Source organism: Bacteroides sp. LFL-34, assembly GCF_027257075.1.
Taxonomy (GTDB): domain Bacteria; phylum Bacteroidota; class Bacteroidia; order Bacteroidales; family Bacteroidaceae; genus Bacteroides; species Bacteroides ovatus.
This window is the reverse complement of the sequence record NZ_JAPQKZ010000034.1, coordinates 65,173-80,171: the sequence shown is the minus strand read 5'-3', so window position 1 is coordinate 80,171 and position 14,999 is coordinate 65,173. Positions and strand designations below refer to the sequence as shown.

Here is a 14,999-nt window from a genome sequence, read left to right as displayed (position 1 = left end):
GTTTCGTTATTCGTGTCCATTTCGTCACCTATTGGGCGTGGTTACGAACAAGTAACGTAGCTCCGTCTTGATTTGGCTTCGGCGTGGATTGTAATGGCTCTCGGAATAATTGGCAGCGTAAATGAAACCCCTGTAAATCAAATCCATTACCATATTCTTCCGCATTTCACTTTTTTGTAGTAACTTTGTTGCATAAAGACACCGTTATTCTTACGTTAACTTACCGGTATTGGTAGTTCGCCACGGCCGTGACGAGATCTTCCCACGGCCGTGGTAGGAATTCGTCACGGCTGTGGAAAGAAGTCACCACGGCCGTGGGAAGGTGAAGATACCGGCACTTTAGCTGAACAATACTGCTGCCTTAGCTGAACAATACTGTTACTTTAGCAGGACAATACCTGCTTCTTTAGTGAAAGATACCAGATGCGCAGCATTCATTTAACAGGGGCGACATTCGCTTCGTAGCGAGTTTATATTTTTTATACGCTCTTTGCTAATATTGAACTTCCTCTCTTTCAATACAAAACTTCCTGTATTTATTTCCGTATTTCCACTTTGTTTCGAAAAAAAAGCATATCTTTGTCATACGCTTTCTGTTCACCAGTGTGGTGAAACAGGTAAGAAGCGTTATTTATTTTGAAATAGGAATATTATTGCATTATCCCCCTCCTCTGAAATCTAGCAAGTTTCTTTTCCAAAGAGGGGTGATTCAACAGATATTCCACGTGAATGGTCGTATGTCAACATATCGATGAAAGATGTGTTATATATAAACGATTAGCGTGGATGTCTGTTGTTATCATTATCTTTTGGAAAGGTTTTGCTAGGCCTCAGAGGTGGATAATGATTCAACAGCATTCACGCTTTTATTGTACCCGGTTGGTTTCATGATCCTTATAAATCCCCAACCCCAATCTCCTGTCCGCCCGGAATACAAAAAGCGCGAATGTTTGTTGAATCAACATCAACAGAGCACTATTTATTCCTTGTTGTATAACAAATTAAAAACAAACACTATGTCACAATGGATTAGCATAGAAGCGGCAGCCGAGAAATACCGACTCGAGAAAGAGTATATCTGGCTCTGGGTGGAAATGAAAAAAATCACAGTGTCTTATGAGAACGATACAGTTTCCATAGATGATGATAGTATTCAGCAATTCATAAAACGGACTAAGCTGGGAATTACGTCTGAATATATCGATGAGTTAGAGCAACTTTGCATGGAAAAAAACAAAACCAGCAGATTGTATGCTTCACTTTTGAATATGCGGGATCAGGAATTAATGGCAATTAGAGGACAAAGTTCGCGACTGGACGGTTTATGGAAAATGGTGGAGGAACAATACGAAAGACTGCGATCCTTCGAGAAGAATTCTATGTCGGACAACGCTATTTGTAGCAACTGCTGGATCAGAAAGATATGTAGGAGATTGAAACGAATTCTATAATTCTGCCGTGAATTTAATCTATTAAATAACAGGCTGACAATAAAAGTACGATCTTTTTATTGTCAGCCTATTGTCATAGCTTATTGTCAGGGTGCAATGAGTTGCTAGTCACTGTATTATCCAGCTAAAACTCCTGCTGACAATAAGAACCCTTCAATTTATATGTAAACCTAAAACCTATGAAACTTTTCTGTTATTAATTACACGCATGACCGCAGTATAGTATTCGCAAGGAACAGAAATCAAAATACTGTTTAAACCATTGTCTTTCATTGAAACCTGGATATAGGCTGCATTCAATAAACTTTTTACGCTGGCTACCTCCCAAGGACTACCAGCAAAAACATTGACTTGAGAAATCTTTCTACTTGTAATCATGATCTTTATAGTGTGTTTTTGTTTATACTGCAACAAAGATAAGGGAGAAAAGCAACATAGAGGTGCAATATTGTTTCATATATAGTATACAAATGATTCATTGAATCAGGATTTGTATTAATTGACCAGTTTGTAGTATGATTCACATAAGAAATCCTCCTTCGGTTGCCAAAAGACAAGTGAAGGAGGATTTATCGATAAATAGGTGCTTTTTTACTTATTTCTTATCGTTTTCACGAATTTCCACCCGGCGGATCTTACCGCTGATTGTCTTAGGTAGCTCTTCTACGAACTCGATGACACGTGGATATTTATAAGGAGCAGTCACTTTCTTCACGTGGTTCTGTAATTCCTTAATCAGTTCCTCTCCGGCACGTGCTTTATAGTCTTTGGATAGAACAATCGTAGCTTTTACTACCTGGCCGCGAATCTCGTCGGGTACTCCGGTAATAGCACATTCCACAACAGCCGGATGAGTCATCAACGCACTTTCCACTTCGAATGGGCCGATGCGGTAACCGGAACTCTTGATTACGTCGTCTGCACGACCGACAAACCAAAGGTAGCCATCCTCGTCTTTCCAGGCAACATCGCCGGTGTAATAAATACCATCGTGCCAAGCTTCATGAGTGCGTTCCGCATCCCGGTAGTATTCTTTGAAAAGTCCGAGAGGTTTACCTTTGCTGGTGCGGATTACAATTTGTCCTTGTTCACCCGCTTCAACAGAGCGACCTTCATGGTCGATCAAGTCTACATCATATTGAGGATTCGGCAGCCCCATGCTTCCCGGTTTCGGTTCCATCCAAGGCATAGTGGCGATGGTGAGGGTTGTTTCTGTTTGTCCGAAACCTTCCATCAGTTTGATACCCGTCAGCTTCTTGAAAGTTTCAAATACGGCAGGGTTCAATGCTTCTCCGGCAATGGTGCAGTATTTTAGTGAAGACAAGTCGTACTTTGTCAGGTCTTCGTGAATCAAGAACCGGAAGATGGTAGGAGGTGCACAGAGAGAGGTGACATGATATTCCTGGATTTTTTCCAGAATAGCTGCCGGGGTAAACTTCTCGTGGTCGTAGACGAAGATATTGGCTCCGGCAATCCACTGTCCGTAGAGTTTTCCCCATACTGCTTTTCCCCAGCCGGTATCGGCAATGGTGAGGTGAAGACTGTTCTCGTCCAGATTGTGCCAAAAACTACCGGTAACGATATGACCTAACGGATAAGTAAAGTCATGTGCCACCATCTTAGGTTCGCCGGTAGTGCCGGAAGTAAAATACATCAGAGAGATGTCGTCGTTAGTGTTCGCATGGCGCGGACGTACAAACGGAGCAGCATTTTCGATACCCTGATGGAAATCTTCGAAGCCTTCCGGGATTTCCGGACCGACACTGACTAACTTTTCAACCGTGGGACATTCGGGAAGAGCCTCTTTGATATGTTGCAGGATGATTCCTTCGCCGGCAGCTACGATCATTTTGATGTCGGCAGCATTGCAGCGATAGATAATATCCTTCTTGGTCAGCAAGTGAGTAGCCGGAATAACGGTTGCTCCTAGTTTGTGAAGAGCGATGGTGCTATACCAGAACTCATAACGGCGTTTCAGAATCAGCATCACCATGTCGCCACGGCCGATACCCAGGCTCTGGAAGTAAGAAGCGGTCATGTCCGTAGATCGTTTCATGTCAGCAAATGAGAATTGGCGACTTTCGCCTTTGTCATTTGTCCAAAGTAAAGCGTTCTTGTCAGGTTGTTCGGCAGCCCAGGCGTCTACTACGTCATAGCCGAAGTTGAAATTCTCCGGGACGTTTATTTTCAAGTTTTTGATAAAATCCTCTTGTGAACTGAAAGAGGTCTGTGATAAAAATCTTTCTACCATGATGTTATTACATAATTACTGCCAGAAAACGTACCGTTTTGCCATCGAGCGCTTTCATGCCATGTGGAAGTTTAGAGTTAAAATAGATACTGTCGCCTTGGTTGAGGATGATTTCTTTGCCTTCGATGTTGATAAGCATACGTCCTTCGATGACAAGGTTGAATTCTTGTCCGTTATGTTGGTTATAATGGATTGGTTCGTTGTTTGCTTTCGGTTCAACAGTGACGATGAACGGGTCGGCGGTACGGTTCATGAATCCTGAAGCCAGTGATTGGTATTTATAAGCTTTGGTACGTTCGATGCTGACTCCTTTGCCGGCACGGGTTACGAAGTAGCTGCTCATTTTAGGCTCTTCGCCAAACATCAGGGCGTCGAGAGCTACATTATACGTACGGGCTATTTTTTGTAACATGCTGACAGAGATATCGTAGTCTCCGGTTTCTGCAAGTCGGTATTCTTCGGCAGAGATGTCGCTGTCGCGGGCGATATCCTCTGCGGTCAGTTCCAGTACATCACGTAATCCGCGGAGGCGTTCTGCGATCTGTTTAATTTGTTCATTCATACAAGTGGTTCGTATTTTTATGATTAATAATTCTATGGTATTATTTGGAGGCTTTCATGGCTTTGATGATAGCGGAGGTGAATCCGTTGTGCTCCAGTTCATTGATCCCCTTGATTGTGATTCCGCCCGGGGTGGTAACCTTGTCGATTTCTACGCTGGGGTGGGTGTCATTGTTCTGAATCAGTGCGGCTGCTCCTTTTAAGGATTGTGCTATCATCTGCATGGCATCTTTGGGACGAAGTCCCATTTCGATTCCGGCTTGCATGGCTGCCTGAACGTATTTCAATACGTAAGCGATACCGCAGGAGGTCAATGCAGTGGCTGCCGCTATTTTATCTTCGGGAATAAGCATCACGGTTCCCATCTCGCTGAACAACCGGAGGATGAATTTGTCTTGTTCATCGTTCGTATTGCGGGCGGCAACAAGCGTCATACTTTCCAGTTCGCTGATAGCGGTGTTCGGAATCAAGCGGAACATGGCCATTTCCGGTGCTACGACGTAATGAGCCAGTTCTTCAAAACTGATGCCGGCAGCTACGGAGATGAGTATCTGTTTGCTTTTTAGTTTCAATTCGCGCATCACCGGTTCCATAAACCACGGTTTGACAGCAAGGATGACAATATCTGCACCTGTGGCAGCTTCCACATTGCTGTTGGTGATAGAGATACCCGGAAATTCCTTTTTCAGTTTCTCTAGTTTTCCGGCACTCGGATTGGACACAATGATGTCCGAATCGTCTATCAGACTTCCTTTTGCCAGGCCACGGGCTATTGAACCGCCCATGTTTCCTGCACCGATAATGGCTATTTTCATATACGCTTATTTTTAATGAGTTGTTAAAGGCAAAGGTAACAGTTAATTACGAAAAAACAAAAAGCAGCCGGAATAAGAAATAAATTTCTAATAAAGGCTGCTTTTATCGTTGGCTGTTTATTAATCAAATGAGCGATTAGAGTACTTTCTTGAACCGGGCAAGGAAGTCTTCCGCTTCCTCCATACTAAGGCAAAGAGGAGGTAACAGGCGAAGTACATTCGTACCGCTTGCTCCGGTAAATACATGCTCGTCATAGATGAGGCGGCTACGTAGTTCTTTGATGGGTTCTTCGAATTCGAGTCCGATCATGAGTCCGCGTCCGCGTACCTCTTTTATTTGCGGGAATTTCTTCAGTTCTTCCAGTAAGTAGTTACCTACTACCTTTGCGTTTTCTATCAGATTTTCTTGCTCAATGACGTCCATCACAGCGAGTGCTGCCGAGCATGCCAGATGGTTTCCGCCGAAGGTAGTTCCCAATTGACCATATATCGGTTTAAACATCGGGCTGATTAGGACACCTGCCATCGGGAAACCGTTGCCGATACCTTTGGCTACAGTGATGATGTCCGGCTTGATGTCATTATATTGATGGGCGAAGAATTTACCGCTACGTCCGTATCCGCTCTGAATTTCATCGAGAATCAGGATCGTTCCTGTTTCGCTGCAAGCTTTGCGGAGTTCCTGCATAAATTCGGTGGTCGGTATCTTGATGCCGCCTACCCCTTGTATTCCTTCAATGATAACAGCACATGTGTCGCCTTTAGACAGTTCCTGTTTCATCGCTTCCATATCGTTGAGCGGGAGATAGGTGACATGACCGTTATTGTTGATAGGGGCGATAATGGAAGGATTGTGAGTCGCTTCTACCGCCAGAGACGTCCGTCCGTGAAATGCCTTGTTGAAAGATACGATTTTGGTACGTCCGTTATAGAAGGAAGCCAGCTTCAAGGCATTTTCGTTCGCTTCGGCCCCACTGTTAATCAGGAACAGGCTATAGTCTTCGTAACCGGAAATCTTGCCCAGTCGTTCGGCTACCTCTTGTTGGAGCTTGTTGATGACGGAGTTTGAGTAGAAACCAAGTTTAGCCACCTGGTTACTTATCATTGCTGTATAGTGAGGGTGTGCATGTCCGATAGAGATAACGGCATGACCTCCGTAGAGATCCAGATATTCCGTTCCGTTCTCATCCCATACCTTGCAACCGTCGCCCTTGACAATGTTGATGTTATATAAAGGATATACGTCGAATAATTTCATAATAATTAAATGAAGAATTAAGAATGAAGAATGAAGAATTAGGTTACTTCATGGTTCATTTGATTATTTTTGGCAGTTTTGATTGAAGAAACAAGCAGAGCTATGAGTTCTCCACAATCAATCTCCATACTATTAAAAGCATTAGAATCGATATAATCTGAATCTTTTAAAAGATTCAACCAATAGTCGGTTTCATTAGCTTCCTTTAATGATATACTTAGTTTATTAATGAAGTCAGCATTGCTTTGGGCAAATTCGGATTCTCGAATTGAAGCTCCAATAGAAGTGCCGGAACGAAGAATTTGTTTGCTGAGGATGAACTCTTGTTTCATTTCTCGAAGATATTTAGTCATTTGTACAATTCGAAGTGCAAATGAATAGCTTTTTGTATTCAATAATGAATTTGTTCTATTGTGGCAATTCTTCATTCTTCGTTCTTCATTCTTCATTAAAACGCTGAAGGCTTCAAACGTAGTCCTACGGTTTCTTCCAGATTGAACATCAGGTTCATGTTATGAACCGCTTGTCCGCTGGCGCCTTTCAGCAAATTGTCGATACAAGAGATAATCAATAGTTTGTCACCGTGTTTCTCCAGATGTATCAGGCACTTATTAGTATTAACGACTTGTTTCAAGTCAATATTCTTGTCTACGATGTGTACAAAGGAGTCTTTTGCATAATATTCCTCATACATACGAACGATTTCTTCCAGTGCTACTTTGGTTTTGACTACCAGCGTTGCAAAGATACCACGGGCGAAATCTCCACGGTATGGAATGAAGTCGATCTCCGCATCGAAACTGTTTTGCAGCTGTTTCAGTGATTGCTTGATTTCCGGAACATGCTGGTGCTCGAATGCTTTGTACACGCTCATATTGTTGTTTCTCCAACTGAAATGACTGGTAGCACCCGGTTTCACTCCGGCTCCCGTACTTCCTGTAATGGCATTTACCATTACATCATCCGTCAGCATCAGATTCTTGGCAAGCGGAAGTAAACCGAGCTGGATGCAGGTTGCAAAACAACCGGGATTGGCTACGTGCTTTGCCGTACAAGTGGCACGGCGGTTCAGTTCCGGCAGACCGTAGATAAAGTCGTGGTCGTCGCTCATAATGCGGTAGTCCATCGAGAGGTCGATAATCTTCAGGTCTTCCGGTATGTTGTGACTTTCCATGAATTTCTTTGTGTCGCCGTGGGCGGTGCAGAAAAAGAGAACGTCGATTTCGTCCAGAGGTAACTGGTCGGTGAATCTTAGATCTGTTTCTCCATACAAGCCTTCGTGTACGTCGGTAATTCTGTTTCCGGCATTACTGCTGCTGTTGATAAATACGATTTCAGTTTCCGGATGGTTGAGCAGCAGACGGATTAATTCGCCTGCTGTATATCCTGCGCCACCAATGATTCCTGCTTTAATCATATCTCTTCGTCTTTGTGGTTATTATAGTAAACACGTAGCGGAGTAGAAGTGACTTTGATAAAGCCTTTGGCGTCTTCGGCTGTCCAGCCTTTCTGCATTTCACCGTATTCTCCGAATTTAGTCTTCACCAGATCGTCTTCCGATTCTACACCTACGGTAGAGAAGGAGAGAGGGCGAAGCTCGAGGATAGCCGTACCGTTTACGTTACGCTGGCTTTCCTGCAACATCGCTTCGATGTCACGCATCACCGGTTCGAGGTATTGGCTTTCGTGGAGGAACATACCGTACCAGTTGGCTACCTGGTCTTTCCAGTATTGCTGCCATTTGCTCAATGTATATTTCTCAAGGAAGCGATGGGCGCCGATAATCAACATCGGGGCTGCTGCTTCGAATCCTACACGGCCTTTGATACCGATAATTGTATCACCCACGTGCATATCACGGCCGATACCGTATGCTGCACCAATCTCTTCCACTTTCTGGATGGCTTTGATCGGGTCGTCAAACTTCTCGTCGTTGACAGCTTTCAGTTCCCCTTTTTCGAAAGTCAGGCGGAGCTGTTCGCTGCCTTCTTTTTCAACATGTTTGAGGTAGGCTGTTTCCGGGAGTCCTTGCGCGGAGTCGAGGATTTCGCCACCACAGATAGAAGTACCCCACAAACCTACATTATAAGAGTATTTCAGTTTGGTGAAGTCCGCGCTGAAACCATGTTTGTTCAGATAATCAATTTCTTCCTGACGGCTCAATGCCATGTCACGGGTCAATGTGATGATTTCTACATTGGGAGCCAGTACGAGGAAAGTCATGTCGAAACGGATCTGGTCGTTACCTGCTCCGGTAGAACCGTGTGCGATGGCATCCGCACCGATTTCATTGGCATATCGTGCGATGGCCAGTGCCTGGAAAATACGTTCGGAACTAACAGAAATAGGATAAGTACCGTTACGCAGCACATTTCCGAAAACCATGTATTTCAGGCTCTTTTCGTAGTATTCCTGGGTAACGTCCAGCGTCACGTATTTCACTGCTCCCAGTTTATAAGCATTTTCTTCGTTTGTTTTCAGTTGTTCTTCGCTGAAACCACCCGTATTGGCACAAGCTGCATATACTTCGTAACCTTTTTCTTTGGCGAGGTACATGACGGTGAACGATGTGTCCAGTCCGCCGCTGAATGCCACCACTACTTTTTTCTTCTTTTCTTCCATAGTGCTGTATCTTTTAAATGTTATTTCTTTCTTGTTCTTTTTTGATGTTCCGCGGCTCTGTCGGATCGTACAGCATGGCTGTGCAGATGCAGAACTTGCGGTTTTTCGCTACCAGAATATCATGGTTGATACATCCTTCGCATCCTTTCCAGAAAGCTTCGTCGTCTGTCAGTTCGTTGAAGGTGACAGGCACATAACCCAGTTCGGTGTTCATTTTCATGACAGCGGCTCCGGAGGTCAGACTGAATATTTTTGCTTTCGGCCATCGGAGACGTGCCAGTTGGAAAGAAGCCTGTTTGATGCGTTTTGCCAGTCCTAATCCACGGAAATCGGGATGAACGATCAGACCGGAAGTAGCCACATATTGCTTGTTTCCCCATGATTCGATGTAGGTGAATCCGGCAAAAGTATCGCCACAAAGAGCAATAATCGCCTTGCCTTCTTTCATCTTTGTCGCTACGTATTCGTGTGTACGTTCCGCAATTCCTGTTCCTCGTACGGCGGCAGCATTTCTGATAGTTTCCAAAATAGTGTCAACGTAAACCTCATGTGAGGCGTCGGCTACCATAACATCTATTTGTTGAGTGTCCATTTCTTTATTATATAATAATAGGTATAATTATTCGATATTGGGAATGATGAGTGACAGAAGCTGACGTATTTTGCTGATGGCAACTCCTTCACGCAACACCAACATGATTGTATCGTCACCGGCAATGGTTCCCAGAATTTCACTGAATTCATTGTTGTCGATGTCATACGCCATGCTACTCGCATAACCGGGACGGGTGCGGATAACGGCAATGTTACCGGAAAACTGTAAAGAGATAAATCCGTTGTTACGTAACATTTCACCGGCACTCTGGTCGGTAGAACGTTTATACATAATGTTGTTCGGCAGTACATATACGTACTTTCCGTTCATACTGGCAGCCTTGGCTACTTTCAATTGTTTCAAGTCGCGGGAGAGGGTGGCCTGTGTCAGTTCGAAGCCTTCGCGGTTCAGCTCTTGCAGCAGTTCTTCCTGCGAACCGACTTCCTTGCTTGAGATTATCATTTTGATGGCGTCTAACCGATTTGCTTTCTTCTTCATTGTATAATTATTCTAAGAACGGTGCAAAAGTATGCATTATTTCGGAGAAAAGATGCATAAAACCAAAGTTTTTTTGCATAAAAGTGAAAAATATGCTAAACGGTGAGAGCCTGCTTTTTTGTTTTGTGTCAAAATGTATACCCTTTCAATCAAAATACATAAGGAAAGGGAGGAGGGAATCGCCTATCTTTGCCATGTAGGTAAATGGATACCTTAAATATATAGACAGAATACCATGAAACAAAACTTTTTTGCAGTCGACCTGGGCGCAACGAGCGGTCGTACGATCTTGGGAACTTTCATTGAAGGCGGATTAAATCTGGAAGAGATTAATCGTTTTCCTAACCACCTGATTGAAGTGGGTGGACATTTCTATTGGGATATTTATGCATTATATCGTCATATTATTGACGGATTGAAGTTGGTGGCTCATCGTGGCGAATCCATTACTTCTATCGGTATTGATACTTGGGGAGTGGATTTTGTATGCGTCGGAAAAGACGGTAACCTGCTTCGTCAACCATACGCGTACCGTGATCCTCATACGGTAGGTGCACCGGAAGCTCTTTTCTCCCGTATTTCGCGTAGTGAAGTCTATGGCAAAACGGGTATTCAGATTATGAATTTTAATTCACTTTTTCAATTAGATACTTTACGTCGCAATCACGACAGCGCATTGGAGGCGGCAGATAAAATTCTGTTTATGCCGGATGCATTAAGTTATATGCTGACCGGAGAGATGGTGACGGAATATACAATTGCTTCGACAGCGCAGCTGGTAAATGCTCAAACACGTCGTCTGGAACCGGAGTTGTTGAAAGCAGTCGGCTTGAGTGAAAAGAATTTCGGACGTTTTGTATTCCCCGGCGAAAAGGTGGGAGTATTGACGGAAGAAGTGCAAAAGATAACCGGACTGGGGGCAATTCCTGTAATTGCAGTAGCCGGACATGATACTGGTTCTGCTGTTGCTACCGTTCCGGCACTCGATCGTAACTTTGCTTATTTGAGCAGTGGGACTTGGTCGTTGATGGGAGTTGAAACGGATGCTCCGGTGATTAATGCCGAAACGGAAGCGTTGAACTTTACCAATGAAGGTGGCGTGGAAGGAACCATCCGTCTGTTGAAGAATATCTGTGGAATGTGGTTGTTGGAACGTTGTCGTCTGAATTGGGGAGATACAAGCTATCCTGAATTAATCAGTGAGGCGGATGCTTGCGAGCCGTTCCGTAGTCTGATTAATCCGGATGATGATTGTTTCGCGAATCCTGCGGATATGGAGAAGGCTATTGCTGAATATTGCCGGGCTACCGGACAAGCAGTTCCCGAGAAACGTGGACAAGTGGTGCGTTGTATTTTTGAAAGTCTGGCTTTGCGTTATCGTCAGGTATTGGAGAATTTACGTTCGCTTTCTCCCCGTCCGATTGATACATTGCACGTAATTGGCGGCGGTAGCCGGAATGATCTGTTGAACCAGTTTACAGCTAATGCGATAGGAATTCCTGTGATAGCCGGTCCGTCCGAAGCAACAGCTATCGGTAATGTAATGATTCAGGCAATGGCAGCAGGTGAAGCAACGGATGTTGCCGGTATGCGCCAGTTAATCAACCGCTCTATCCCGTTGAAAACTTATCAGCCGCAAGATACGGAAGCTTGGGACGCGGCTTATATCCATTTTAAGAATTGCGTTCGATAATGCATTGAACAACCGACAGAATAATCATTTATTTAAACTAATAGAATATCATGAAAAAAGAAGAACTGATTCAGAAAGCGTATGAGATTGCTGTGGAACGTTATGCAGCAGTAGGTGTAGACACCGAACAAGTATTGAAAACGATGCAGGATTTTCATCTGTCACTCCACTGCTGGCAGGCTGACGACGTTGCAGGATTTGAAGTACAGGCCGGCTCATTGACCGGAGGTATTCAGGCAACCGGTAATTATCCGGGCAAAGCTCGTAATATTGATGAATTGCGTGCTGACATTTTGAAAGCTGCTTCTTGTATTCCGGGTACTCATCGTCTGAACCTGCACGAAATCTATGGAGATTTCCAGGGTAAGGTGGTAGACCGTGACCAGGTAGAACCGGAACATTTCAAGAGCTGGATCGAATGGGGTAAAGAACATAACATGAAACTCGACTTCAACTCTACCTCTTTCTCTCATCCGAAATCAGGTGACTTGTCTCTTTCTAATCCTGATGAAGGCATCCGTCAGTTCTGGATTGAACATACCAAACGTTGTCGTGCCGTTGCGGAAGAAATGGGTAAGGCACAGGGGGATCCGTGTATCATGAATCTTTGGGTACATGACGGAAGCAAGGATATTACGGTAAATCGTATGAAATATCGTGCATTGCTGAAAGATTCTTTGGATCAGATCTTCGCTACCGAATATAAGAATATGAAGGATTGTATCGAATCTAAGGTGTTCGGTATCGGTCTGGAAAGCTATACAGTGGGTTCTAACGACTTTTATATCGGTTATGGTGCTTCTCGTAACAAGATGATTACGCTGGATACCGGTCACTTCCATCCGACAGAAAGTGTAGCTGATAAAGTATCTTCACTGTTGCTTTATGTGCCTGAATTGATGTTGCACGTAAGCCGTCCGGTTCGTTGGGATTCAGACCATGTTACTATCATGGATGATCCGACAATGGAACTGTTCAGCGAAATCGTTCGCTGCGGTGCTTTGGACCGTGTACATTATGGTCTTGACTACTTCGATGCATCTATCAACCGTATCGGTGCATACGTAATTGGTAGCCGTGCTGCACAGAAATGTATGACTCGTGCTCTGCTCGAACCGATTGCCAAGTTGCGCGAATACGAAGCAAACGGACAGGGATTCCAACGTCTGGCTTTGCTCGAAGAAGAAAAGGCGCTTCCTTGGAATGCAGTTTGGGATATGTTCTGCTTGAAGAACAATGTTCCTGTTGGTGAAGATTTCATCGCAGAAATTGAAAAGTACGAAGCCGAAGTAACTTCTAAACGATAAGTTATGGAAATCTTAATCGGCTTATTGATTATAGCCATCGGTAGCTTTTGCCAGTCCAGTTCTTATGTACCTATCAAAAAGGTAAAAGAATGGAGCTGGGAAAGCTTCTGGTTAATACAAGGTGTATTTGCCTGGTTAGTGTTCCCGTTCCTGGGTTCACTACTGGGTGTACCCCAAGAGAGCAGTTTGTTCGACTTGTGGGGAGCAGGAGGTGCTGGAATGAGCATCTTTTATGGTATATTGTGGGGAGTAGGAGGGTTGACTTTCGGACTTTCCATGCGCTATTTGGGTGTTGCGCTCGGACAGAGTATCTCACTGGGTACTTGTGCCGGTTTCGGTACCCTTCTTCCGGCTCTTTTTGCCGGTACAAACTTGTTTGAAGGTAACGGGCTGATTCTTTTGTTGGGTGTTTGCATCACGTTGGCAGGTATTGCTATTATCGGGTATGCCGGTAGCTTGCGTGCGCAAAACATGAGTGAAGAAGAAAAACGTGCTGCCGTAAAAGACTTTGCATTGACAAAAGGGTTACTGGTTGCACTTTTGGCTGGTATCATGAGTGCCTGCTTTGCTTTGGGACTGGATGCGGGAACACCTATCAAAGAAGCCGCTTTGGCTGGTGGAGTAGAAGGACTTTATGCCGGTCTTCCGGTTATCTTTCTGGTTACGCTTGGAGGCTTCCTGACAAATGCAGCTTACTGTTTGCAACAGAATGTGGTTAACAAAACGATGGGTGACTATGCTAAAGGAAAAGTGTGGGGCAATAATCTAGTGTTCTGTGCGTTGGCTGGTGTACTATGGTATATGCAGTTCTTCGGATTGGAAATGGGTAAGAGCTTCCTCACCGAAAGCCCGGTGTTACTGGCTTTCTCCTGGTGTATTCTAATGGCATTGAACGTAACCTTTAGTAATGTTTGGGGAATAATTCTGAAAGAATGGAAAGGGGTGTCAAACAAGACTATAACTGTGCTGATAGCTGGTCTGATCGTACTTATCTTCTCTTTAGTATTCCCAAATTTGTTTTAAAAAAATCAAGAACGGATTACACGGATTACGCAGTTTTTTTATAACTTGCGGCAAAATCCATGTAATCCGTGCCTAATTAAAATATATATATAATGAAATCAATTTTAGAGAATCGTCCGGCACTTGCCAAAGAAGTAAACAAGGTAGCAGAAGTTGCCGGATACTTGTGGCAGAAAGGATGGGCTGAACGTAATGGTGGTAATATCACTGTTAATATCACAGAGTTTGTAGACGATGAAATCCGTCAGATGAAGCCGATCAGCGAAGTAAAGTCTATCGGTGTGACTCTTCCTTATCTGAAAGGCTGCTATTTCTACTGCAAGGGAACTAATAAACGCATGCGTGATTTAGCCCGCTGGCCGATGGAAAATGGTTCGGTAATCCGTATTCTGGATGACTGTGCCAGCTATGTGATTATTGCGGATGAAGCCGTAGTCCCGACATCGGAATTGCCTTCTCACTTGAGCGTACACAATGACCTGTTGAGCAAAAACTCTCCTTATAAAGCATCTGTACACACACACCCGATTGAACTGATTGCCATGACACATTGTCCGAAATTTCTGGAAAAAGATGTGGCTACCAATCTGTTGTGGAGTATGATCCCTGAAACAAAGGCATTCTGCCCGCGTGGTTTGGGTATCATTCCTTATAAATTACCTAGTTCGGTGGAATTGGCTGAAGCTACCATCAAAGAATTGCAGGATTACGATGTGGTGATGTGGGAGAAACATGGTGTATTTGCAGTGGATTGCGATGCGATGCAGGCATTCGATCAGATTGATGTACTCAATAAGTCGGCTCTGATTTATATCGCAGCTAAAAATATGGGCTTCGAACCGGATGGTATGAGTCAGGAACAGATGAAAGAAATGTCAGTTGCTTTCAATCTTCCTAAATAAGATTTATACTAGTCATTGATTTT

General features: G+C 44.1%; 15 protein-coding genes. 5 read left to right on the top strand and 10 right to left on the bottom strand.

Translation table 11 applies throughout. The features are described from left to right. The first annotated feature begins 1,016 nt into the window (after positions 1–1,016). Positions 1,017–1,451, top strand: coding sequence for a hypothetical protein (locus tag N5O98_RS19030; protein ID WP_004305010.1), 435 nt, complete (start codon positions 1,017–1,019; stop codon positions 1,449–1,451). Positions 1,452–1,628: 177 nt separating this feature from the next. Here the strand turns inward: N5O98_RS19030 and N5O98_RS19025 are convergent, their stop codons facing one another. The 10 genes from N5O98_RS19025 to N5O98_RS18980 form a co-directional block, all read right to left on the bottom strand. Continuing rightward, positions 1,629–1,829, bottom strand: a complete 201-nt coding sequence (locus tag N5O98_RS19025; RefSeq protein ID WP_032856046.1) for a DUF2007-related protein — start codon at positions 1,827–1,829, stop codon at positions 1,629–1,631. 217 nt (positions 1,830–2,046) lie between these two features. Next, positions 2,047–3,702 carry an AMP-binding protein gene (locus tag N5O98_RS19020; protein WP_004310478.1) on the bottom strand — a complete coding sequence of 552 codons (1,656 nt, stop codon included), beginning with the start codon at positions 3,700–3,702 and terminating at the stop codon, positions 2,047–2,049. Between the two features lie 7 nt (positions 3,703–3,709). Then, positions 3,710–4,264 (bottom strand): helix-turn-helix domain-containing protein, encoded by a 555-nt coding sequence (locus N5O98_RS19015; RefSeq protein ID WP_004310477.1) that lies wholly within the window; start codon positions 4,262–4,264, stop codon positions 3,710–3,712. Between the two features lie 40 nt (positions 4,265–4,304). Next, the gene (gene proC / locus N5O98_RS19010) at positions 4,305–5,078 is read right to left on the bottom strand and encodes a pyrroline-5-carboxylate reductase (protein WP_004310476.1); all 774 of its coding nucleotides are present in this window, start codon (positions 5,076–5,078) and stop codon (positions 4,305–4,307) included. 136 nt (positions 5,079–5,214) lie between these two features. After that, a complete protein-coding gene (locus N5O98_RS19005) occupies positions 5,215–6,336 on the bottom strand; it encodes an aspartate aminotransferase family protein (protein WP_004310473.1) in 1,122 nt (373 codons plus the stop codon). A 38-nt stretch (positions 6,337–6,374) separates the two neighbouring features. Then, entirely contained in the window at positions 6,375–6,785 is a 411-nt protein-coding gene (locus N5O98_RS19000; RefSeq protein WP_004310471.1) for a four helix bundle protein, read from the bottom strand. After that, positions 6,785–7,753 (bottom strand): N-acetyl-gamma-glutamyl-phosphate reductase, encoded by a 969-nt coding sequence (gene argC, locus N5O98_RS18995; protein WP_004310469.1) that lies wholly within the window; start codon positions 7,751–7,753, stop codon positions 6,785–6,787. The genes N5O98_RS19000 and argC overlap by 1 nt, the downstream gene beginning before the upstream one ends. Then, entirely contained in the window at positions 7,750–8,958 is a 1,209-nt protein-coding gene (locus tag N5O98_RS18990) for an argininosuccinate synthase (protein ID WP_004310468.1), read from the bottom strand. The genes argC and N5O98_RS18990 overlap by 4 nt, the downstream gene beginning before the upstream one ends. 13 nt (positions 8,959–8,971) lie before the next feature. Further along, on the bottom strand, positions 8,972–9,550 hold the full coding sequence (locus N5O98_RS18985; RefSeq protein WP_004299851.1) for a GNAT family N-acetyltransferase: 579 nt from the start codon (positions 9,548–9,550) through the stop codon (positions 8,972–8,974). Between the two features lie 27 nt (positions 9,551–9,577). Next, positions 9,578–10,051 (bottom strand): arginine repressor, encoded by a 474-nt coding sequence (locus N5O98_RS18980; protein WP_004310466.1) that lies wholly within the window; start codon positions 10,049–10,051, stop codon positions 9,578–9,580. A gap of 235 nt (positions 10,052–10,286) precedes the next feature. Here N5O98_RS18980 and rhaB point away from each other — a divergent pair, with 235 nt between their 5' ends. The 4 genes from rhaB to rhaD all read left to right on the top strand — a co-directional run bounded on the left by rhaB (position 10,287) and on the right by rhaD (position 14,976). Continuing rightward, the gene (gene rhaB / locus N5O98_RS18975) at positions 10,287–11,744 is read left to right on the top strand and encodes a rhamnulokinase (protein ID WP_004310464.1); all 1,458 of its coding nucleotides are present in this window, start codon (positions 10,287–10,289) and stop codon (positions 11,742–11,744) included. A gap of 50 nt (positions 11,745–11,794) precedes the next feature. After that, positions 11,795–13,051 (top strand): L-rhamnose isomerase, encoded by a 1,257-nt coding sequence (locus N5O98_RS18970; protein ID WP_004310463.1) that lies wholly within the window; start codon positions 11,795–11,797, stop codon positions 13,049–13,051. Between the two features lie 3 nt (positions 13,052–13,054). Then, positions 13,055–14,074, top strand: coding sequence for an L-rhamnose/proton symporter RhaT (gene rhaT / locus N5O98_RS18965; protein ID WP_004310462.1), 1,020 nt, complete (start codon positions 13,055–13,057; stop codon positions 14,072–14,074). A gap of 92 nt (positions 14,075–14,166) precedes the next feature. Then, on the top strand, positions 14,167–14,976 hold the full coding sequence (gene rhaD / locus N5O98_RS18960) for a rhamnulose-1-phosphate aldolase (protein WP_004310461.1): 810 nt from the start codon (positions 14,167–14,169) through the stop codon (positions 14,974–14,976). Positions 14,977–14,999: the final 23 nt, after the last annotated feature.

Coding starts and splice junctions, on each gene's coding strand:
- proC (WP_004310476.1), bottom strand. CDS start 5,078: ATGAAAATAGCCATTATCGGTGCAGGAAACATGGGCGGTTCAATAGCC.
- N5O98_RS19020 (WP_004310478.1), bottom strand. CDS start 3,702: ATGGTAGAAAGATTTTTATCACAGACCTCTTTCAGTTCACAAGAGGAT.
- N5O98_RS19015 (WP_004310477.1), bottom strand. CDS start 4,264: ATGAATGAACAAATTAAACAGATCGCAGAACGCCTCCGCGGATTACGT.
- N5O98_RS18990 (WP_004310468.1), bottom strand. CDS start 8,958: ATGGAAGAAAAGAAGAAAAAAGTAGTGGTGGCATTCAGCGGCGGACTG.
- N5O98_RS19005 (WP_004310473.1), bottom strand. CDS start 6,336: ATGAAATTATTCGACGTATATCCTTTATATAACATCAACATTGTCAAG.
- argC (WP_004310469.1), bottom strand. CDS start 7,753: ATGATTAAAGCAGGAATCATTGGTGGCGCAGGATATACAGCAGGCGAA.
- N5O98_RS18985 (WP_004299851.1), bottom strand. CDS start 9,550: ATGGACACTCAACAAATAGATGTTATGGTAGCCGACGCCTCACATGAG.
- N5O98_RS19025 (WP_032856046.1), bottom strand. CDS start 1,829: ATGATTACAAGTAGAAAGATTTCTCAAGTCAATGTTTTTGCTGGTAGT.
- rhaD (WP_004310461.1), top strand. CDS start 14,167: ATGAAATCAATTTTAGAGAATCGTCCGGCACTTGCCAAAGAAGTAAAC.
- N5O98_RS18980 (WP_004310466.1), bottom strand. CDS start 10,051: ATGAAGAAGAAAGCAAATCGGTTAGACGCCATCAAAATGATAATCTCA.
- rhaT (WP_004310462.1), top strand. CDS start 13,055: ATGGAAATCTTAATCGGCTTATTGATTATAGCCATCGGTAGCTTTTGC.
- rhaB (WP_004310464.1), top strand. CDS start 10,287: ATGAAACAAAACTTTTTTGCAGTCGACCTGGGCGCAACGAGCGGTCGT.
- N5O98_RS19030 (WP_004305010.1), top strand. CDS start 1,017: ATGTCACAATGGATTAGCATAGAAGCGGCAGCCGAGAAATACCGACTC.
- N5O98_RS18970 (WP_004310463.1), top strand. CDS start 11,795: ATGAAAAAAGAAGAACTGATTCAGAAAGCGTATGAGATTGCTGTGGAA.
- N5O98_RS19000 (WP_004310471.1), bottom strand. CDS start 6,785: ATGAAGAATGAAGAACGAAGAATGAAGAATTGCCACAATAGAACAAAT.